Annotated in this window: 19 protein-coding genes; 7 read left to right on the forward strand and 12 right to left on the reverse strand. The window is 60.2% G+C overall.

Translation table 11 applies throughout. From position 1 onward, the window contains the following. Nucleotides 1-90 precede the first annotated feature (90 nt). From UNPA324_RS24495 to UNPA324_RS35295, 3 genes are all read right to left on the reverse strand, one after another. On the reverse strand, nucleotides 91-321 hold the full coding sequence (locus UNPA324_RS24495; RefSeq protein ID WP_141936345.1) for a hypothetical protein: 231 nt from the start codon (nucleotides 319-321) through the stop codon (nucleotides 91-93). Nucleotides 322-859: 538 nt separating this feature from the next. Then, entirely contained in the window at nucleotides 860-1,252 is a 393-nt protein-coding gene (locus UNPA324_RS24500) for a hypothetical protein (protein ID WP_141936347.1), read from the reverse strand. A gap of 961 nt (nucleotides 1,253-2,213) precedes the next feature. After that, complete coding sequence (locus tag UNPA324_RS35295; protein WP_155256740.1) at nucleotides 2,214-2,441, reverse strand: transcriptional regulator; 228 nt, start codon at nucleotides 2,439-2,441, stop codon at nucleotides 2,214-2,216. Nucleotides 2,442-3,345: 904 nt separating this feature from the next. Between UNPA324_RS35295 and UNPA324_RS24510 the strand changes: the two genes are divergently transcribed. The 5 genes from UNPA324_RS24510 (at nucleotide 3,346) to UNPA324_RS24530 (ending at nucleotide 8,946) form a co-directional block, all read left to right on the forward strand. Beyond that, nucleotides 3,346-3,525, forward strand: a complete 180-nt coding sequence (locus UNPA324_RS24510; RefSeq protein WP_141936349.1) for a hypothetical protein — start codon at nucleotides 3,346-3,348, stop codon at nucleotides 3,523-3,525. A gap of 238 nt (nucleotides 3,526-3,763) precedes the next feature. Then, nucleotides 3,764-4,198: a hypothetical protein gene (locus tag UNPA324_RS24515; protein WP_141936351.1), complete on the forward strand. Its 435-nt coding sequence runs from the start codon at nucleotides 3,764-3,766 to the stop codon at nucleotides 4,196-4,198. Between the two features lie 196 nt (nucleotides 4,199-4,394). Next, entirely contained in the window at nucleotides 4,395-5,333 is a 939-nt protein-coding gene (locus UNPA324_RS24520; RefSeq protein ID WP_141936354.1) for a class I mannose-6-phosphate isomerase, read from the forward strand. After that, nucleotides 5,330-7,615 (forward strand): glycosyltransferase family 4 protein, encoded by a 2,286-nt coding sequence (locus UNPA324_RS24525; RefSeq protein ID WP_141936357.1) that lies wholly within the window; start codon nucleotides 5,330-5,332, stop codon nucleotides 7,613-7,615. Before UNPA324_RS24520 ends, UNPA324_RS24525 begins: the two co-directional genes overlap by 4 nt. A gap of 32 nt (nucleotides 7,616-7,647) precedes the next feature. After that, entirely contained in the window at nucleotides 7,648-8,946 is a 1,299-nt protein-coding gene (locus tag UNPA324_RS24530; RefSeq protein ID WP_141936361.1) for a glycoside hydrolase family 130 protein, read from the forward strand. 60 nt (nucleotides 8,947-9,006) lie between these two features. Here UNPA324_RS24530 and UNPA324_RS24535 read toward each other — a convergent pair whose 3' ends face one another. The 5 genes from UNPA324_RS24535 to UNPA324_RS35300 all read right to left on the reverse strand — a co-directional run bounded on the left by UNPA324_RS24535 (nucleotide 9,007) and on the right by UNPA324_RS35300 (nucleotide 13,560). Further along, a complete protein-coding gene (locus UNPA324_RS24535; protein WP_246667208.1) occupies nucleotides 9,007-9,300 on the reverse strand; it encodes a hypothetical protein in 294 nt (97 codons plus the stop codon). A gap of 387 nt (nucleotides 9,301-9,687) precedes the next feature. Then, nucleotides 9,688-10,689, reverse strand: a complete 1,002-nt coding sequence (locus UNPA324_RS24540; protein WP_181769502.1) for a sensor histidine kinase — start codon at nucleotides 10,687-10,689, stop codon at nucleotides 9,688-9,690. Nucleotides 10,690-11,664: 975 nt separating this feature from the next. After that, the gene (locus UNPA324_RS24550; RefSeq protein WP_141936368.1) at nucleotides 11,665-12,342 is read right to left on the reverse strand and encodes a Crp/Fnr family transcriptional regulator; all 678 of its coding nucleotides are present in this window, start codon (nucleotides 12,340-12,342) and stop codon (nucleotides 11,665-11,667) included. A 182-nt stretch (nucleotides 12,343-12,524) separates the two neighbouring features. Continuing rightward, nucleotides 12,525-12,908 carry a hypothetical protein gene (locus UNPA324_RS24555; RefSeq protein WP_181769503.1) on the reverse strand — a complete coding sequence of 128 codons (384 nt, stop codon included), beginning with the start codon at nucleotides 12,906-12,908 and terminating at the stop codon, nucleotides 12,525-12,527. Between the two features lie 487 nt (nucleotides 12,909-13,395). Then, on the reverse strand, nucleotides 13,396-13,560 hold the full coding sequence (locus tag UNPA324_RS35300; protein ID WP_181769504.1) for a hypothetical protein: 165 nt from the start codon (nucleotides 13,558-13,560) through the stop codon (nucleotides 13,396-13,398). Between the two features lie 172 nt (nucleotides 13,561-13,732). On the opposite strand from UNPA324_RS35300, the gene UNPA324_RS24560 reads away from it, so the two are divergent. Both UNPA324_RS24560 and UNPA324_RS24565 read left to right on the forward strand, forming a co-directional pair. Beyond that, the gene (locus UNPA324_RS24560) at nucleotides 13,733-14,737 is read left to right on the forward strand and encodes an alpha/beta fold hydrolase (protein WP_038959683.1); all 1,005 of its coding nucleotides are present in this window, start codon (nucleotides 13,733-13,735) and stop codon (nucleotides 14,735-14,737) included. Nucleotides 14,738-14,820: 83 nt separating this feature from the next. Continuing rightward, complete coding sequence (locus UNPA324_RS24565) at nucleotides 14,821-15,999, forward strand: AI-2E family transporter (RefSeq protein WP_141936375.1); 1,179 nt, start codon at nucleotides 14,821-14,823, stop codon at nucleotides 15,997-15,999. Between the two features lie 63 nt (nucleotides 16,000-16,062). Here UNPA324_RS24565 and UNPA324_RS24570 read toward each other — a convergent pair whose 3' ends face one another. The 4 genes from UNPA324_RS24570 to UNPA324_RS24585 all read right to left on the reverse strand — a co-directional run bounded on the left by UNPA324_RS24570 (nucleotide 16,063) and on the right by UNPA324_RS24585 (nucleotide 18,931). Next, a complete protein-coding gene (locus UNPA324_RS24570) occupies nucleotides 16,063-17,154 on the reverse strand; it encodes a PAS domain-containing sensor histidine kinase (protein WP_502705457.1) in 1,092 nt (363 codons plus the stop codon). A 29-nt stretch (nucleotides 17,155-17,183) separates the two neighbouring features. Beyond that, the gene (locus UNPA324_RS24575) at nucleotides 17,184-17,975 is read right to left on the reverse strand and encodes an alpha/beta fold hydrolase (protein WP_141936381.1); all 792 of its coding nucleotides are present in this window, start codon (nucleotides 17,973-17,975) and stop codon (nucleotides 17,184-17,186) included. A 114-nt stretch (nucleotides 17,976-18,089) separates the two neighbouring features. Next, complete coding sequence (locus UNPA324_RS24580; protein WP_039153463.1) at nucleotides 18,090-18,488, reverse strand: low affinity iron permease family protein; 399 nt, start codon at nucleotides 18,486-18,488, stop codon at nucleotides 18,090-18,092. A gap of 86 nt (nucleotides 18,489-18,574) precedes the next feature. After that, complete coding sequence (locus UNPA324_RS24585) at nucleotides 18,575-18,931, reverse strand: response regulator (protein WP_035632832.1); 357 nt, start codon at nucleotides 18,929-18,931, stop codon at nucleotides 18,575-18,577. Nucleotides 18,932-19,033 lie beyond the last annotated feature (102 nt).

The raw sequence follows: 19,033 nt of genomic DNA on the forward strand, positions 1-19,033 counted from the left end.
TTAGGCTAACCACCCAAGGGCCCTTTGAATTGACCTGGAGCCGCGGTTCGTGCGCATGATCGCATCCGTCACCGCCAGTATTCCAAAGTGTCAGGCGTAGGGTGGCACGTTCACCAGGGTGCCGATCAAGCGCAGCAATGCCTGCTGTTCCGGCCCTCTCGGCTCGCTTCGCAGGAAATCGCCCAGCTCTATGTGCGATAGTCGTCCGCCAGAAGGCGCATTTGGCTGGTGGATTATAAAGGCGTAGCCATTGCCAGGTTCCCGCCCGAGAAACCATGCGTCGCCGTTGGGGGCGCGGTAAAGCTCTCGTCGTTCGGTCATATGATGCTCCTTGATTGGAAGCTCTCCAATTTGATGGCCGGGATGGCGAATCCTCTTCGCGGCCGGCTGCTGATCGTCCTGGTTTCACCTCAGCTACCGAAGGCCGTCGTCTCTTCATACCCGCAGCGCCGGCAGCGGTAATCAATGTCGTGCGGCTCGCTCCCCACCGCGGTTCGACGGGATCGATATCTTTTCGTCAGAGGAGCTTTTTGCCCAAAGGTCTCACCCCGTCGGTTGAAGGCGGTCCCGGCGTATCGCGAAGATAGGCGACCGATATGTCTTCAAAATCCGGAAGACTAAGCAACGCGTTGTCCGAAATTTCGCGCACCTTCCCAACGGTCTTCAAGCCGGCCGCGAACAGGCTTCTTCATCCGCGTTGGGAAGCGGACTTCACGGAGTGAGATGTTATCCGGCAGATCCGGCGTCGGCTCGAGCTCGCTCATTTTCCTTTCACCTCCGGCAAATCGACGCGCTCCTCTCGAAGCCGTCCTCTTTGACTTGGTCCTGGCAGTCCAGCCCAAGCTCGACCGCGCACTTATCATTTCCGATTTGGCCGGTCGCGTCGGACTTTCTGGAATTCCTCAGGCCCTTTGACGAGCCGCTGCTTACGGTTTGCTTGGTCCTCCGGGCTAGCCGCTGTATCGGTTATCTTGTCGATCGCATCGACAGCTAATTCGCGAGCGCGTTGTTTGGTATCTCGGCGCCGTTTTTTGTCTTCGCTTTTGGGCGGGCTTTCGGTCTTGACCCTGAGTCCGAGCGCGACCAGCCGACGAATCGCATGGGCTCGGGTAATGTTCTTGTCGGGTGACGATGCGATCCAAGCATCGATCGCCGTAAGCTCGGCAGGGTGCCAGCGCTCGCCAACTTGGATACCCTTGCCGGTCGGCGGCGGGCCTCGCTTTTTCTTTGGTACCACACCTGTCTTAGCCATGAACCATGGTACCATGGAAACAAGCCGGGGGAAGCTGAGATCTCCGCCTCGGCTCTAATCCCAGCTAGGAAAGGGTCAATCAAAAGCTGACGCGCGCACAGCACGCCACCCTAAGCTCGTCTGCAAGTAAAATCGTCGACTTCCAGAGCGCGGCCGCGCACCGCGCCCCAAGGGCCGCCTTCTCCTCAGGAGATCGTCGAGGAGGTGGAGATGACGCCGCAGGAGATGTGCCGTCAATTACGTCAACAGGCGCATCCGACACGATGGAACGCGAGGGGCATCCGGCATGAAGCGCCGGCGGCGAATTCACATGAAGCGCGACCGGCAGCGGCTGGCTGCCCATCGCCGACGCTTGAGAAGGTAACGACCAAATTGCCCGCGGGATCGCTTCCGGCGGGCTTCATCTTTTCACCTCGATGGGTGCAAATCGCCTTGAAGCCAGCGGCCAAGGGCCTTGGACTTCATGGGGTCTTCATATGCAGCAAGGGTCTCAAAGACCTGATTGCAGACAGCGCATTTGAACGTATGCAAGTCGAGGTCCCTGGCGGGGTCTGGCTCGATGCTGACGAGCATCATCGCGGCGTAGCACTTCGGACAGGCGGGGCGCTCAAATGGAGCCGGAAGAACGGCGGACGACAGGTGCTGAGATTGGGCCATGGGTGCTTCCCCACAAATAGGCGGGAGCACAAAACTCTCGGTCACCGGTAATGCCAAGTGCGGGACCGGTGATGGTGCAACTATGCGCCCCAGGGAAGTCAAACGCGAGCTAATTCGAGCCCTGGCACCAACCGCTGGCGGGCTTTTCACGGGGGAACCGTTGCGCGCGCGATCTACTGCGCGTCATGGGTGCGGAAAAGCAGAAGCGCGGGTCGCACAGAATGAGCGACTGCCAGCAGCTGGCTGCTCACGCAAGGCGGCGAAAGGCGCACCTGAACAGGAAGTCCCGCTAACTGAATCAGCTTTATCTGGATCGTCCCGGCTTAGGCGCCGGGCGCTGGTTCGCTTTGGAGATTTGCGTTCGAGTCTCTCGTGCTTCCTTGGCCAATCTTAGTTCCTTGAGGCGCGCCATGTTTTCGCGAATATCAACGGCATTTTTTGCCTCTTCTTGCAAGACCACCTCGCGATGCGCGACCGCAAGGCGCTCTCGGTTCGCTTTGGCAGCGCGATGAAGTTCCCGATCGTCACTCATCTTATGGTCTCCGGTCTCGACGTGCGGCTTGGAACGGTTAGCGGACCTCATTAGGCGCTCGGTTGAGGGCAGGAAGGCGCCCGCTTAGGGCTTTGCAAACCCGTCCGATGGTTTCACGGGCGTATCTCAATGTCGCGCCCATCGGTGCCTCAGTCCCAGCAGCGTTCTCTAGGGCCACCGGCATCATCCGCCTTCTGTTCGGCGCGGGCGGCCTAATTCGCGCAAGGAAGGCTCCTCTTCCGGAGCAGTCGACGGGTCGATCGTCTGGGCTGTGGTGGCGACCCTGCAACGATCAGCGCCACGAACAATCTCTTCATCCCTGCTCATAGCACGTGCCGGCTGAGAAGTCTGACTTTGTTTCGTCGCCGCCTCAGGGGAGTAAATGATTCAATTCAACTCTGCGGGTGCGGCGAGGGCGACGACCGCCAACGGAGGCAGCCTCAATGCTGCGGGGTCCCTATTTCGATAGATCAGGGAGGCGCAGAACAGTTGCTTGGTTGTGGAGCGAACCTCAATCGCCATTCGGGACGTTCGTGGAAGCTGCTCCGGACTTCGAATTCGAGCCAACGACTCGCATCACTCGATGACCTCGTCGCTTGTGCAAGAAGCATCGCCCGGCACTCCGAGGCGGAGAGCCCTGCAAATTCGATCTCGCTGCTGTTTCTCGACGTTTTAGCGCTCGCTATTCCCAGGACGTAAGCGTACAGTTGCTCATCACCGCCCATCCTGCGGCTTTCACCGGTGACTGAGGGTAACGAACGCTCCCGCCGAAAGAAAGGAAGAGGAGCGTGCATGTCTCGATCTCGTTTGGCAGTCGACTGGATCGTGTCGCCGGTGATCTTCCTGCTGTCTCCTGTGCGCCTGGTATTTGCAGCGGTTGTCCTTCGTGGATAGCGCAACACGAATGCAATACCTGGTTGGCGGCCACAATGGAGCCGGCCGCGTCAATCTAAGCCGCGACACGGCGGCTGCCGCCTTGAAGAAGGCGCGGGAACTCTTGCAGGAAGGCTTTATGGACGTGCGGATCTGCACGCCGCGAGGCCAGATCCTGCTGCCTGACGAGTTCGATAAGCTCGAAGCCTGAGGGAACGGCTGTGCTGCCGCGCCAGAGCAAACGGGGGCAGATGGTTTTCGCCTCGGCAGAAAGAAAACGTTGCGGGATGATCGGCGTGAATGTTGTGCGGAAAGGCAGCTGGACAAAGAGACGGCGACCTTAGTCGAGGAGCGCGCTGTCGACGCGTCGCTGCCGCTTTGCAACAGCAGCCCGGATTTTGCGGCAACGCCGCCGTGTCTGTTCTGGTCGACTATCGAGTTTGATCGTAATGGATGGCTGCGCCTATGAAAGGCCGGACATGTTCAAGTCTAAACAATATCGTGCAGAAGCGGCCAAATACGGCGAACGAGTCAAGGGTTCGACCGATCTGGATGAAAGCCGCAAACTTCAGGAACTGCAGGACCGCCTCGTCTCGCTTGCTGATAACGAGCAGAGACTGGCGGACGACTACCACGACGCAGTTCATGTCATAGGCCCGGACCAATCTCGCGGCGCGGCCCTTGCAAGCGAAGAGGAACGCGTTCTGCGGTGTCTTGGCGCGGCTGTCATCCTGCAATGGAACGCTCTGCCGACGACGTTGCAGCGGGAGATCTTCGACACCGCTGGATCGGTCGGCAAGTTGCTGGAGACGGCGGAGCTTCGTGGGCAGATCGCCCGATTTCTGCACAAGCACAAGAATGACGCGAACGGCAACGAACATTGATGAAGGCACGCCCGTCTTTATGAACGCGCAAAGGTTGTTATCGGATGCCGGAGTAGCCACCTGATGGAGGACACGATCGGATCGCGGTGACAGCGCGCGTCGCGAGCGCGACGTTTTTTTAGCCACGCCAGATCTTACCGACCGCACCGACCAACAGCAGTCGCTTCGAGATGCGCGTCAAGGGTAAGGACAATCCATGACCATCGAACATGCCTCGGTGCAGGTTGCGCGCAAACCATGGGGGGTCGCAGACATCCGACCATGGAGCTGCATCGACGTTTCGGGCGACCCCGTCGGGGAGTTGTGGTTCGAGCGCATCGATAAAGATGCACCAGGCTCCGCCCTGCTGCTCAAGCTCCTGTTTACCAGCCAACCTCTGTCGATCCAGGTCCACCCCAACGATGAATTCGCGCACGCCATCGATCTGCCGAACGGGAAGACCGAGGCATGGTACATCCTGTCAGCAGCGCCGGGCGCGCGGGTAGCGCTGGGACTGACGCGGCGCCTCACGCCGCAGGCGTTGCGCGCAGCGATCAGGGACGGCTCGATCGCCGGTCTCGTGCAATGGCGCCCTGTTGCGAAGGGCGACTTCATCTGCGTCCCCGGCGGCACAATCCATGCCATCGGCGCCGGTATCGTGCTCGCCGAGATTCAGCAACGCAGCGATACGACATTCCGCCTGTTCGACTTTGGCAGACACCGCGAACTGCACGAAGACGACGCGGTGGCTGCTTCCGACGCCGGGCCATCCCAGGCTCAATTCGCTCCGCGGCGTCTCACCGACGCACGAAGAGTTCTCGTCGCGCGCCCACAATTCGTGCTCGAGCGGGTCGACTTCCACGCCAATTCGCAGTGGGCGCTCGATGCCGATCGGGAAACCTGGATGCTCGTGATCGAGGGGAAGGCGCGCATCGGGCATACGGATGCGACCGTCGGTGACGCGATCTTCATTGAGGCCGACAGCGCCGGCATCGCGATTGGCCTGGACGGAATGAGCGGCCTGGTCGCCTATCCGGGACCGGATCCCATGGTTTCGCTGCTGCAGGACTGCACCGGACGAGCGACCAAGTCTCCCGATGCATCCACCGGCACGGGCTCCAGGAAATCGGGCAAGATCATCGAGGCACAGACATGACGTCGCTCCGCCGCATCGCCCTTATCGGCAACTCGCTGCCTCGCCGTTGCGGAATCGCAACCTTCACGACGGACCTGCAGAGAGCGATATCGGCGTCACGCCCTGATCTGGAAACCTGCATCGTGGCGATGACCGATCGCGGCCAGGCCTACGACTATCCGCCGGCGGTCGCTTTCCAGATCAAGGACGACAATGTCGAAGACTACCTGCGTGCAGCGGATTTCCTGAATGCCGGCCGGTTCGAGACCGTGTGCCTGCAGCACGAATTCGGCATTTTCGGCGGCGAAGCCGGCGCCCATATCCTCCCGCTGCTGGCGCGCCTGACCATGCCGGTCGTGACGACGCTTCATACCGTATTGGCCAACCCGTCAGCCAAGCAACGCGCGGTCATGGAGCGCATCGTCGATGCGTCGTCGAAGGTGGTGGTGATGGCTAACAAGGCCCGCGAGCTACTGCGCAGCGTCTACCTCGTGCCGGACGACAAGATCGAGGTGATCGCTCACGGCATTCCCGATGTCGCCTTTGCGGGGCCCGATGCGGCGAAGGCCAGGCTCGGATTTGACGGCAAGTCGGTCATTCTGACGTTCGGGCTGCTGTCCCCCAACAAAGGCGTCGAAGTCATGATCGATGCAATGCCCTCGATTTTGAAACACCGCGCGAATGCGGTGTATGTCGTGCTCGGCGCAACGCACCCCAATCTGGTTCGAGACCAGGGCGAAGCCTATCGCGAAAGTCTGATGGCGCGGGTCCGCGAGCTGGGCGTCGAGGACCACGTGGTGTTCCTCGACCGGTTCGTGGACCAGGCCACGCTGCTCGAATTCATCTCTATGTGCGACGTCTATGTCACGCCCTATCTCAATGAGGCCCAGATGACCTCTGGAACCTTGGCTTACAGTTTTGGGCTCGGGAAGGCGGTGGTGTCGACGCCCTACTGGCACGCACGCGAGCTGCTTACTGACGGATGCGGAGTTCTGGTACCATTCGGCGATGCGGCGGCGATCGGCGGTGAGATCGCCAAACTGCTCACCGACGACGCGCGCCGGCAAGAGATGGGCCAACGCGCATACGCCATGAGCCGGATGATGACGTGGGAACGCACGGCCGAGCGTTACATGTCCGCCTTCGAGGCCGCGCGGCAGGGTCATCGGCTCAAGGTCTTTGCGCGTCCCGATTCCGGCGCGCCGGAACCACGCGGCCCCGCTGCGCCCGACATGCAGATCGGCCATTTCATGACGATGTGCGACGACATCGGCTTGTTCCAGCACGCGGTTCAGTCGGTGCCGGATCGCTCGCACGGCTATTGCGTCGATGACAATGCCCGGGCGTTACTCTTGGCCTGCGCCCTCAACAATCCCGGCGAACAGGCGTTGCCGGAAATCCTGACGACCCGCTTTGCAGCATTCGTGCAGCATGCGTGGAATCCCGACCTCAGGCGATTTCGCAACTTCATGGGCTTCAATCGAACCTGGCTCGAGGACAGAGGCTCGGAAGACAGTCACGGGCGGACGCTATGGGCATTGGGCGAGGCGGCGCGCGGAGACGCAAGCCCGTCGCGGCGCAGGTGGGCCACCGATTTGTTCGCCCAGGCTTTGTCGACGGCCGAGAGCTTCAGCTCGCCCCGCGCGTGGGCGTTCATTCTGCTAGGTCTGGACGCTTATTGCACTGTTGCTCCGGATGATCTCCATGCAAGGGAAGTCCGGCATGCGCTTGCTGACAGGTTGATGTCCTGTCTGGCGTCGGTAGAGACGCCGGACTGGGTGTGGTTCGAGGAAGGGCTCGCTTACGACAACGCGCGATTGCCGCAAGCCTTGATGCTGACAGGGATGACGACTCAAACGCCGCAATACCGCGATGCCGGATTGCGCTCATTGCGCTGGCTGATGACGCAGCAGACGAGCGTGGCAGGTCATTTCCGGCCGGTGGGCACCGCCAGCTTCGGCGAACAGCGGCAACATCCCCGCGCCTTCGATCAGCAACCCGTGGAAGCCACGGCAACAATCGCTGCCTGCCTGACGGCGTGGCGTGCGGACGGCGATGCCGAGTGGAAAACCATGGCCATGCGCGCCTTTGGCTGGTTTCTGGGCAGCAATGATCTGTCCGTAGCACTGGTCGATCCGCACACCGGGAGCTGCCGCGATGGATTGCATCCCGATCGCGCCAACGAAAACCGTGGAGGCGAGTCGGTCGTCTGCTATTTGCTTGGACTTGCGGAGATTCGTCAGCTCGCGCGCGTCAACACCAGCCTGAACAAGCCCACGTCCTTACGCGCCGTGGGCGCTTGAATTTCCCTTTCATCCAGCGACCTGAGGATACCGTGTCACAAGCTACCTTCCTGAACCGGCAGGCGCTTCATCTGCGTCCCGATCCCGCGCGAGTCATCGTGCGGCCATTCAAGCCGGCGACTGAACCGCGCGATCTCAACCCCACCGACAAGATGCGCGCAAATCATATCGTCGAGCGAGTTCTCGCACTCGATCAGGAAGCCGTTGCCGCTCAGCTCGCGGACGTCCTGGACAATTTCAAGGGGCGGCATCGCAACCTGTTGGAAAGATTCGAGGTCCGCGCGGACGAAATGGAGGACGCTTTCGCGACGCATGGCGTCTTCTCAAAGAAGCAGCGCCAGCTGGTCGGCGCCTATTTCCTCAATGAGTATTCATTCGAAGCCTCTGCCTTGTTCAATCCGAGCATCGTGGCGCACCCCGATCAATCGGGAGCGCCGAAGGGCGGCGTGCGCTTCATCCTCAGTCTCCGTGCCATAGGCGAAGGGCATGTATCGTCACTGACGTTTCGAACCGGGACCATCGCGGCTGACGGCAGTCTGGCTGTTGATCCGACGGCTCGGCTCGCGTCGATTCCGAGGATTTGCCATCGCATATCGGGGCCGGACGGCGAGCGTGTCGAGCTGATTTTCAAGCCCGAAGAAGACCTGACCGAGCGCGTCATCTTTCCCGTTACAGAATCCCAATCGAACGGCATAGAGGACGCGCGCTTTGTCGAATTCAGCGACGGCGATCGAAAGACGTATTACGCGACCTATACCGCTTACAGCGGTCGAGCCATCCGCTCCGAATTAATCGAGACCAGTGATTTCACGTCGTTTCGACTGGCGCCCCTGCGAGGGGCTGCGGCTCGGAACAAGGGCATGGCACTGTTCCCGCGCAAGATCGGCGGCCAGTATGCCATGATCGCGAGGCAGGACAATGAGAACCTGTATCTAATCTATTCAGACGACCTCCACACGTGGGATGGCGGTCAAGCCATTTTGAAACCGCAGTTTCCCTGGGAGTTCGTCCAGATCGGCAATTGCGGGTCGCCGATCGAACTCGATGAGGGTTGGCTGCTGCTGACGCACGGTGTCGGCCCGGTCCGCAAGTACTCGATCGGTGCGGCGCTGCTCGACAAGCACGACCCATCCAAGGTGCTGGCACGTTCGCGCGAGCCGCTATTGCGGCCTGAACCATCCGAGCGTGAAGGATACGTCCCTAACGTCGTTTATACGTGCGGCGGGATGCGGCACAATAACCAGATCATCCTGCCATATGCCGTGTCCGACACATTCTCGAATTTCGCAACGATCGAGATTTCCGAGCTCATAAACGCCATGAAATGCTAGGGCGCGGCCAGCTGATCTCAGGAGCATACATCCAGTTCAATAGCTGCTTTTGTTCCCGAGCTACTCCTGCGCCTTGACGCCAGGCCGCACGCTTATCCTTGCGAGCTCGCGACGCTCGTCCTCTGTCAGCTGCCAATCCTCGCACTGGCTGCAAAGCTGCGCGAAAACGTCGTGTAATTGGCTTCGGGCTACCCTGACGATCTCGGTATCGTCGAATTCGCAAGACTTCAGGAAAATTGGCAAGGTAAAAGTGGTCTGACGGCTTTCGAACTGAAACGTCAGGCGAATGTCCTCGCCACGTTCATTCGGCAGAATCACCTCGATGCGTGCGATCGTAATCTCGAACATATTCATGCGCATCTCCTTGTCGCCCACCTTTCCAAGTTGGTCTCGCCCGGGAGCGAAGCGTTCTGGCTGCTCTCCGGCATGCGCGAGCCGCGGTCAATTGGAATTGCGGCTTGAAACTGTTGTGCTTCGTGTTGCGGTTGCTGTGGCATGGTGGGCGACGCCTTGGCGTCGTCCACGGGAAGCGGCATATCTGCAGCGTCCCGGGCTGGCCTTTCGGGCGGATTGCCGGGTTAGGCGCAGGCGCTGGCCGCAGAGGTCGAGCGGATGGGCATTGTGCGAGGCCGCCCCATGCAGTCTCCCGGAAGCGTCAGCCACTCCGGAACGCGGACCTGATCTCTGTCTTCCAGGCTCCGCGTTGCGCCGGACGCTACTGTGCGAAGGTCTCAAGGTTCCTCACCTTGCCAGGCGGTCTTTGCTCATGATCAGCGTAACGACCAGCCCCTCTTCCGACCAGTCGAATGCGATGGAGCCACCGAGTTGGGCCGCCATGCTCCGCTGCACCAATTTGCTTCCAAAGCCATCGAGCATTGCGGGAGCCTTAAGAGGCGGGCCGCCCCGCTCGGTCCAGGTCACGACGACTTCGTCGCCATGGGCATTGCACGACACGTCCAAGGTGCCGCTTGCCAGCGATAGCGAACCGTATTTCGCCGAGTTCGTTGCCAGTTCGTGCAGCACAAGAGCGAGCGTTGTACTCGACATCTCGCCGACATTCATCTTCGGCACCGAAACGCGAATGCGGACGCTCGCCTCTCTTTCGTCGTAAGGCGCGAGCAAGATGGAGACGAGGTCACCAAGAAGCGCTCCTTCGCTCTTCCTTCCCGGTATGGGGCGAATGAGATCCTGTGCACGTCCCAAGGCCATCAGCCGATTTGTTAGCTCGTGGGCCATGTCTTCTTTGGTTGCGGCCGAACGCGATGTAAATTGAGTAAGCGCGGTCGCGATAGTCAGAAGGTTCTTCACGCGATGGCTCATCTCACCGGCAAGCAACTCGTTCGCTTCTTCGGCTTGCTTGCGTTGGGTAACATCGAGGAAGATGCCAAACATGGTTCGATCGGCGATGTCCGCATCGTCGCCTTGCCCGCGCGCGGAGATCCAACGGATGTCGCCGTCGAACAAGATGCGAAAGTCAATCTCGTAAGCGCCTACTATTGCGCGAGTAGCGGCAAACGCAGACCTGACTCGTTCCAGATCGGCAGGATGGATGTTCCTGGACAAGATCTCGAATGTGATGTGTTTTTCACTCTTCGGAACGTCCCACAGGTCGTAGGCGCGTTCGTCCATCGTAATAGCGTCCGTATCCACGTTCCAGGCCCACAAGGCCACGCCGGCGGCGTCGGTCGCAGCACGCAAGTGCTTTTCATGCCAAACCGGCATCGATATCTTATCGGACGACATCCGCTTTGCTTCCATCTTGTACACCGATAACGGCTGAGGGGGCGCGGTGGTGCCAGGCAGTGCATGTGAGCGGAAGAACGAGGCTTGGCGGAATCAATTTCCGTGATCGGCCCGCGCGCCGGCCGGCCTGCGCACTCCGACATACACGCCGCGAGCGGATAAGAATGAGCCTTTGCCTTAGTCGGCGTCCGTGATCCTGCCCTTGCCTTTGCATGACTGGCATTTCGCTGGGTAGATCTTTCGGCCCGGTTCCACCGGCTGCATCGTCGGAGCGAAGCCCGTTCCGCTGCATCCAGGGCAGGTATGCTCTTTGATCTTTAGCGTCATATCGACCTTTCAGGTTCCGCGGATCTGCGGCCACCAATTTCATTACAGATCGCGCGCTTCCATGATCGATCACGGTTCAGCGGTCCGTCCTGCTTCTCGCGCTCCTGCGCCAAGCCAAACAAGAGCGGCCCGAGTTCGGCACTGGTCGAGATCTCGGGCCGCCCGAACGGCGCGGGGGCGGCCCGCGACGCCCGGCGTCATCCGATCACATCCAGCTCGCGGTCGCTGTGCAATTTTGCTCACTCTTCGACGCGCCACTTGTTGGTCCCCACCTGCTCACGCGCCCTGATGCAGGGCACGCGAGGTAAGACCGGTCTGAGGTGCCTTCGAATTGAAACGTCGGCTGACTGTCCTCGCCGTGTTCGTTCGGCGGAATCGTCTCGATGCGTGATCTGTACGCCGAATGCATTCAGCGCATCACCTTGCTTGATCGACCTTGAAACGACTTCCCTCGGCTTGATCTCGATCGCGCTCGGCAGCGATGCTGCCGCGATCATACCAAATGACAACCATACTGGATCGCGATCAGCATCGCAGCGATCCAGCGAGAGGGCGAATGCCAAAGACCGGCGAGGGGGCCGACGTCCCCGACCTCCAAATGGCGATGCCACGCATCTGCAGTCGATCAATCGACCGGTCGCGCGCCGGTCAGTCCTTCCGGCCCAGCTCCGACTTCTCAATCAAAACGGCGTTCAGGAGCGAGCTATGGACCTCGATTTTTCCATTGTAGCTGATGAACCCAAGCCTGCGGAATTTATTCATGAAGAAACTAACTCGCGATCGGGTCGCGCCGATCATTTCGGCAAGTGTTTCCTGACTGATCTTGACCCCAATAGGCTGCGGGCTGGTTTCCTTGCCGAAATTCGCGAGCAGAAGCAACAGCCGCGCCAAACGTTTTTCGCTGGAGTTGAATAGTTGGTCGATCAGATCTTCTTCGATTCGGCTATTGCGCGTGAGCAGGTACGCCATGAACAATTGGGAGAACTTGGGCCTGCCTTCGAGCGCTGAAATCATTGCCGGCTTCGATATTCTGGTGATGACGCTGTCTTCCATTGCCGTAGTCGTCGCGATACGCAATGGCTGGCCGTTGAGACAACCTTCACCAAAGAATTGTCCCGGCTCCAACATCCCGACGACGGCTTCCTTGCCCTGGTCGGAGACGACCGTGAGCTTGATTTTTCCTTTTTGAATGTAGAAAACCGCGTCCGCGACATCTCCCTGCACGAACACGTTCTGACCCTTGCCAAGCTTCGAGATCGATTTTCCTGTCCCAACCTTGGCGAGGAAGGTCTTGGGATCAAACTTGTCCTTCGCAGGCTTGGCCAAATGGACGCTCTCATTCCCTAGGTGTAGTGCCCCGTAATATTAGCAGAATGTCCGCTTCGTGGAAGGCGCAGCGCGCGAGATCGGGAACGGAAATCACATCAGGGGATTCCGGCCCGCAGGGGGACTCCCAAGGTATGGACACCCCGAGAAACTGCGCAGATCGCCCTGCGCAGGTTGGTCGGCTATCCGCGTTGCTCAACCGCTTTTTCGCGGCCGAGCGATTCGGCACAAGCCCTTGCAACGGCCGAATTTGGCTCGGTGCTTCCCGGCATCGTGGCCCAACCTCCCTTTTCAACGAACTTGCCTTGTTCCGATACATAGGTCGTCTTCTTCATTTCGGTCAGGTTCGCCGAGGCATCAGCGGCCTGTCGAAACTTTTCAACGCAGATGGGTGTGAGAGCTGCGACGACGGCCGTCGCAGCGCGGCTTGCAGCGAGGGTCTCTGCGGACCCGCCGGTTACCCAGCCGCCCCAGCTGAAGCCAACGATCGCCAGGGCGATCGCCCCAGCCACAGCACCCCACAGAACGGAGCGCGCGGTCGCCTTTGTCTCCTGGGAGATGTCCATGGTGTCGCCTTTGACTTGGAGGATCGAGATAGCCGAGGAAGCCAAGCATGTCGATCGATGGGCGGCTGTACCAATTTGCTCACTCAGCCTGCGTGGAGACCATTCGGACAATATGGATGGACACATTGCCGCACGACGTCACCCTAGGCGAAGGCTTCCACAAATCGGGTGCCCTGCGCAGACCTGTACGACCCTAGCAACATTCCCACGCAGTTGCACGGCGAGTGCCAGCGGTCCGCGCATTCTGTTCCTTTTTGAACAGACAGCGCTGTCTACCCGCGCTCTGTTGTTTGATTGCCTGACTTGGACTCATACTTCCGATCGGCCCGGCCCTCGTGGCCGGGCTTTTCGTTCCGGCTCTATGGATGTCTCTGTTAGCGTAGAACGGTCATCAGTCTGAGTCTGAGCAAAATCACAGCGGCCGTGCCCTTCACCGGCCACAGCGAGAGAAAGCGAGGCCGCCAAGCGGCGGCCTCATCGACAAGTTCTAACCGCCGGGCTCTTCCTTGTGATCATGCAGAGTGCCGCGATTTTTGTCGGTCTGCTCCGCATCCTCCGGCGTTTTCCCTGCCATATTTCCGGGATTGAAGTGGTACTTGCCATCGGGGTTCTCGCCGGGCTGCTTCTCATTCGAGTTCTTCTTGTTAGTCATTGGACCAGTCACTCCTTGGGAAGAGTAACAATGTTGAACGGGACCGAGGTCTCTATGTTCCCAAAGCTGCGATTGACCGCGTGGAACGAAAGCTCGCTCGTCCCCGTTGAGCATCACCTGCAACATTTCTCATTGGCGTGAGGCGTCGTGCAGACCACTTGAGGTGTTGCACATGGCTTTTTCGCAAACACGTTCTTCCGCATTCCTGTCCGACTGTCTGGCCGCCTTCAGGCGATATCCCGCCATCGCCGCGTTTGCTGGGGCCGCTACCCTTGTGGCGGCGACGGCGATCGCGAACCGGCATCTTGCCGATAAAGCGCAGCGTGATAACCCGCCACGGGGTCGGTTCATCGACGTCGACGGGGTTCGGCTGCACTATGTGGAGCGCGGCAATGGCCGGCCGCTGGTTCTCTTCCACGGCAATGGCAGCATGATCCAGGATTTCGAGTCGAGCGGCCTGATCGATCTGGCAGCCGAGAATTACAGGGTCATCGTCTTCGACCGACCGGGATTCGGGCATAGCCTGCGGCCGCGAAACGTGGTTTGGACGCCGGAGGCACAGGCGGACCTGTTCAGGAAGGCATTTGATGGGCTGGGCGTTCAGCGAGCCATCGTGCTCGGGCATTCGTGGGGGGCGTCGGTCGCGATTGCGCTGGCGATAAGGCATCCTTCCTTCGTCGAAGCGCTGGTGCTGGCATCGGGATACTATTTTCCGAGCGCGCGAGCCGACGCAGTGGCCTCATCTCTACCCGCCACACCCGCGCTTGGCGATATCATCAGCTACACCGTCTCACCGATCCTGGGTCGATTGATGTGGCCGGCAATGTTGCGCAAGGTGTTTGGCCCGCAACCAGTCCCCGGCAAATTCGCCGGCTTTCCGAAGGAAATGGCCGTCCGGCCATCACAGCTCCGCGCCAGTGCGGCGGAATCGACGTTGATGGTTCCCGCTGCATTTGCTTCTTCGAAGACCTACGGCGAACTCGACATGCCGACGATCATACTCGCGGGCGAGGATGATCGTTTGATCGATATCGATGAGCAATCGGCCAGGCTGCATGACGAGGTCAAGCAGAGCAAGCTGCACCGCATTGCCGGAGCCGGACATATGATCCAGCAATCTGCCACGCGAGATCTGATGGCGGCTATCGACGAAGCCGCTGCCGAGACCCTGCACTAGTCCGTCGGATGCGGCGATGCGGTGGCGAGTACCGCTCGCCATGACCGCGCAGGGAGACCTGGCTGCCGGCAGGACAGATTTGCGTGGAGGATGGAGGAGACCCCTTGGTTTCGCTTTCGATGTTGCCGCAGGAGCTCCCCACGTCGCCAGGGCAGGACGCCGGCGCGTCGGAATCGGGGGCCTTGCCAACGCAGGCGGTCGACAATGTCGAGATGCCGCTGCCGTCCAGTCCGCAGACGTTCTTTCTCGGTAGCCTGTTGACATTGGCCGTCCTGGCAGCCGTATACGTGGCAAGCTCGATCATATTGCCCGTGGTGCTCGCCTTCGTGTTGCAACTCATTCTGCAACCTGCCGTGGATCTTCTCGAGCGTATCGGCCTACCCCGAGCCGTCGGCGCGCTCTTGGCGATCCTGCTGGTCGTGGGAGCGCTCGTGGGCTTCGTGGCAGCCTTGTCAGTACCCGCCGCGTCGTGGGCGGAGAAGTTGCCGGACGGCTTACCGCGCCTGGAAACTCATCTGGTCGTCCTGAAGCGCCCGATCGAAGCGCTGCAAAAGGTTGTCCAGCAGGCGGAGCACGTCGCGGACTCTCCCGGGAAAAAGGAGCCCACCGTTTCGGTTCGCCGCGATCTCGGTCTGACCGGCGTGCTCTTTGCCGGAACGCGCGCCGTGCTCGACGGCCTGTTCACGACGGTTCTGGTGCTCTATTTCCTTCTGGTCGCAGGCGACATTTTTCTGCGACGCATCGTCGAGGTGCTGCCGAATTTTGCCGACAAGAGGCAGGCTGTGGACATCTTCCAGCAGATCGAAGCGGACATATCGGCCTATCTGCTCACGATCACGGCCATGAATGCTGCGGTGGGAATTGCGACGGCGGCTGCGATGTACCTCTGCGGGCTTGGAGATCCCTTGTTGTGGGGAGCCGCTGCTTTCCTGCTCAACTACGTTCCAATTCTGGGGCCGTTGTTGGGAACCGTCATCTTCCTGCTCGCCGGAATGTTGAGTTTCGACAGCTTGTGGTGGGCCTTGCTGCCGGCGATTCTTTACTTCTGCATCCACCTCGCCGAGGGCGAGACCCTGACTCCCATGCTGCTTGCGCGACGCTTCACCCTGAATCCCGTGCTGATCATCCTGTCGCTGGTGTTCTGGTTCTGGATGTGGGGGGTGCCTGGCGCGATCCTGGCTGTTCCAATGCTGGCCATTCTGAAGATCGTCAGCGATCGCGTCCGTCCGCTAAAGGCTTTGGGGCACGTCCTCGAAGGATAATCGCAGCGTCTTGGTGATGGATTGAGGACGTACCGCCGGCGGGGCACGGCCAGTGCTGGCAGGCTACGAAAGAGGCATAGAGAAGGTGAAGCGGGTTCCAGCGGAGTTCGATGCGACGGTCAAAGCGCCCCCATGGGCCTTTGCGATCTGAGAGGCGATGTAGAGCCCCAATCCAAGCCCCTGCTTGCTCGCACGAGCTTTGCCGCGGAAGAACGGTTCGAACAACTTCTCCATCACCGTTTCCGGAATCGCCTCACCCGCATTGGCTACCCAGAGTTCGAACGATCCCTTTCGCGTCTCGGCGTGAACTACGATGGGTTTGTCGGTTGCCCCGTGCGTCACCGCGTTGCCGAGAAGGTTGGAGAGGAGCTGGCCGATGCGGATGCGATCGCAGTTCACCGGCTCGTGGATGGCAAATTCGGTCTCGATGACCCGGCCGGGTGAGGCCAGTCTCAGTTCGTCGACCACCTGGGCAAGGGCAGGTTCGAGCGGCGCTCTTGCATCGCGTTCCAGGGTAATGCCGCCGCCCAGCCGACCGCGCGCGAAGTCGAGAACGTTGTCGATCATCGAGGCCATTCGCATGACCGTGGTCTGCATCATGGCGATGATCTGGTGTTCCTTTTCGCTATGGACGGTTCGGTCGAGAATTCTCGCGCCGGCGCTAATGGAGGCGAGAGGATTGCGAAGATCGTGACCGAGCACGGCGATGAACTGTTCGCGCAACTCGGAGGTTTCGTGCTCGAGCCGCAGCAGTTCTTGCGTCGCCTTCTCGGCGCCAATCGCCAATTCTCGGGCGGCCAGAAGCTCGTGCTCGTAGCGCCGCCGATCCGTCGCCTTGATCAGGGCTAGACGGATGAGCAGCAGCCTTCCTTCCGGATCGCGGCGCTCGTTCGCGTTGGCGATCATCTGCAGCGGCGTACCGGCGGCGGTCAACACGTCGATGGCGAATTCGTCGAAGGATCCCTGCATTCGGAGCAGCGGCGCGATATGGGTTTCGTAATAGATGCGGCCCGGCATGGTCAGGAAATCGCTGAAGCGCGTCCCGATCATCTGTGGCGCCGTATGTCCGCTCCATTCCAGGAAGGTGAGGTTGACGTACTCGATCCGGCCGTTCGGCTGCAGGGTGACGTAACCGCAGGGCGCATTGTCGATCATGTCCTTGAACTGGGGATCGGAGGCGCGCACTAGACAAAAGGTCGCATCGCCGCGATGACCTCTTCCGGCGCGCTCAGATTTGGGCAATGCCCGGTCGCGTCCAGGACTATCATCCGGCTGTTGGGAATATTGCGGGCGACAAACTCGCCGACCTCCGGAGGGGCGATAATATCCTCGCTGCACTGGAGAACGAGGGTCGGAAGGGAGACCTCCGCGAGGTCTTCGCGGTTGTCGGAGGTGAAGGTCACCCGGGCGAACGCTTTGGCGATTTCGGGATCCGCGCTGCAGAAGCTATTGGTTAGCTCCTGACCCAGTTCCGGTCGATCGGGATTGCCCATGATCATCGGCGCCATCTGCATCGACCAACCCATGTGGTTCGAGTCGAGAAACCTGAGCAATTCCTCGATCTGCTGAGCGCTGAACCCACCAACGTATCCGTCGTCGTCGATGTAACGGGGTGACGGACCGATAAGCACGAGCTTGCCGAACATCCCGGGGGCTTGTCGGGCGGCCAGCACGCCGATCATGCTGCTGACGGAATGTCCCACGAAGACGGAATCCTTCAATCCGAGCTCCGTGCCGATTTCGACCACGTCTTTGGTGTAGCCGGACAGGGTCGAATATTTGGCGCTGTCGTAGGCCGAAAGGTCGGAGCCGCCGGCGCCGACGTGGTCGAACACAACGGTCATGAAATCCTTTTCGAACGCGGGAGCCACAAAGCGCCACATGTTCTGGTCGCACCCGAAGCCGTGTGCGAAGATCATCGTCCGGTGGCCGGCGCCGCGAACGCGAACGTTATTTCGTTTGATTGTGCCTGCCATCAGGACTCCCTGAATCGCCCTTTATCGTGCAGTTCCTCCAACGTCGCCGGGCCGCGGTCCGGTTTGCGAGGCCTGAATGCAGTGGAGATGTCCGGTCCTGCGAGCCGATCCGGATCAGCCGGCGCGCTCGAGCATCTCGACTTTCGCTTGCTTGATTTCTTCATCCGACGCCTCCTCGATGCCCGCAATGCGGTTGCTTGCGGCCTTGGTCGCCAGGATCAATTCGTCGAGTTTCAACTGCAAGGCCAGCGTGTCGCGGTTCTGCGTTGCCTGGATCAGAAAGACCATCAGGAACGTCACGATTGTCGTGCCCGTGTTGATGACGAGCTGCCAGGTATCGCTGAAGCCGAATAAGGGACCTGTGATCGCCCACACGAGTACGACGGCAACTGCCAGCAGAAAGGTCGTCGGTCGGCCGGAAATGCGCGAGGTCGCAACTGCCAGCCGGGCGAACCAATTGCCGCTTGGTTGAGCATTCGCGGACGTAGAGCCTATGGGCAGATTTGCGCGCATTGAATGATTTCCTTGGCGAAGCGGAAGCCACACCGCAGATGTCTGCAAGTCAGCTATTGGCGATCGACGGACCGCAAGGAGCGCCGTCAGCTGATGGAAGGAGGCCGTCTTTCTTTTCCCATTTGTCTGACCGCTTCGACGATGCGGTCGGGTTGGTAGGGCTTGTGCAAGGTGAGACTGCCAGGCACCGGACGGGCCTCGACGGGCGAGAAGCCGGTCGCGTAGATCACCTGCAGCTGGGGATCATGCTCCCGACAACGTTCGGCGATCTGCCACCCGTCAACTCCGCCGGGCAGCCTGATGTCGGTGACCAGAACGTCCGCGATCTGCCTCTTGCACAATGCCAGCGCTTGCTCACCATTGGAGGCGTGAAAGACCTCGTAGCCTTCCTCGCGCAGAGCGTCGACCACCAATTCGCGGACAAGTGGATCGTCCTCGACCATAAGTATTCGCACCGGTGGCTCCTCAATACTCTTGACGACTGTTGCAAGTCTGGAACGGCCCAGGCTCGAGAGGGTTCCGCGGCGACGCTGCCAACGTCGCAG

The organism is Bradyrhizobium sp. UNPA324 (genome assembly GCF_006658635.1).
Classification (GTDB): Bacteria; Pseudomonadota; Alphaproteobacteria; order Rhizobiales; family Xanthobacteraceae; genus Bradyrhizobium; species Bradyrhizobium nanningense.

What these genes read in the sequence shown, in the direction of transcription:
- UNPA324_RS24495 (WP_141936345.1), bottom strand. Translation starts at nt 321, where the DNA reads ATGACCGAACGACGAGAGCTTTACCGCGCCCCCAACGGCGACGCATGG.
- UNPA324_RS24500 (WP_141936347.1), bottom strand. Translation starts at nt 1,252, where the DNA reads ATGGCTAAGACAGGTGTGGTACCAAAGAAAAAGCGAGGCCCGCCGCCG.
- UNPA324_RS35295 (WP_155256740.1), bottom strand. Translation starts at nt 2,441, where the DNA reads ATGAGTGACGATCGGGAACTTCATCGCGCTGCCAAAGCGAACCGAGAG.
- UNPA324_RS24510 (WP_141936349.1), top strand. Translation starts at nt 3,346, where the DNA reads ATGCAATACCTGGTTGGCGGCCACAATGGAGCCGGCCGCGTCAATCTA.
- UNPA324_RS24515 (WP_141936351.1), top strand. Translation starts at nt 3,764, where the DNA reads ATGGATGGCTGCGCCTATGAAAGGCCGGACATGTTCAAGTCTAAACAA.
- UNPA324_RS24520 (WP_141936354.1), top strand. Translation starts at nt 4,395, where the DNA reads ATGACCATCGAACATGCCTCGGTGCAGGTTGCGCGCAAACCATGGGGG.
- UNPA324_RS24525 (WP_141936357.1), top strand. Translation starts at nt 5,330, where the DNA reads ATGACGTCGCTCCGCCGCATCGCCCTTATCGGCAACTCGCTGCCTCGC.
- UNPA324_RS24535 (WP_246667208.1), bottom strand. Translation starts at nt 9,300, where the DNA reads ATGAATATGTTCGAGATTACGATCGCACGCATCGAGGTGATTCTGCCG.
- UNPA324_RS24540 (WP_181769502.1), bottom strand. Translation starts at nt 10,689, where the DNA reads ATGTCGTCCGATAAGATATCGATGCCGGTTTGGCATGAAAAGCACTTG.
- UNPA324_RS24555 (WP_181769503.1), bottom strand. Translation starts at nt 12,908, where the DNA reads ATGGACATCTCCCAGGAGACAAAGGCGACCGCGCGCTCCGTTCTGTGG.
- UNPA324_RS35300 (WP_181769504.1), bottom strand. Translation starts at nt 13,560, where the DNA reads ATGACTAACAAGAAGAACTCGAATGAGAAGCAGCCCGGCGAGAACCCC.
- UNPA324_RS24560 (WP_038959683.1), top strand. Translation starts at nt 13,733, where the DNA reads ATGGCTTTTTCGCAAACACGTTCTTCCGCATTCCTGTCCGACTGTCTG.
- UNPA324_RS24570 (WP_502705457.1), bottom strand. Translation starts at nt 17,154, where the DNA reads ATGATCGACAATGCGCCCTGCGGTTACGTCACCCTGCAGCCGAACGGC.
- UNPA324_RS24575 (WP_141936381.1), bottom strand. Translation starts at nt 17,975, where the DNA reads ATGGCAGGCACAATCAAACGAAATAACGTTCGCGTTCGCGGCGCCGGC.
- UNPA324_RS24580 (WP_039153463.1), bottom strand. Translation starts at nt 18,488, where the DNA reads ATGCGCGCAAATCTGCCCATAGGCTCTACGTCCGCGAATGCTCAACCA.
- UNPA324_RS24585 (WP_035632832.1), bottom strand. Translation starts at nt 18,931, where the DNA reads ATGGTCGAGGACGATCCACTTGTCCGCGAATTGGTGGTCGACGCTCTG.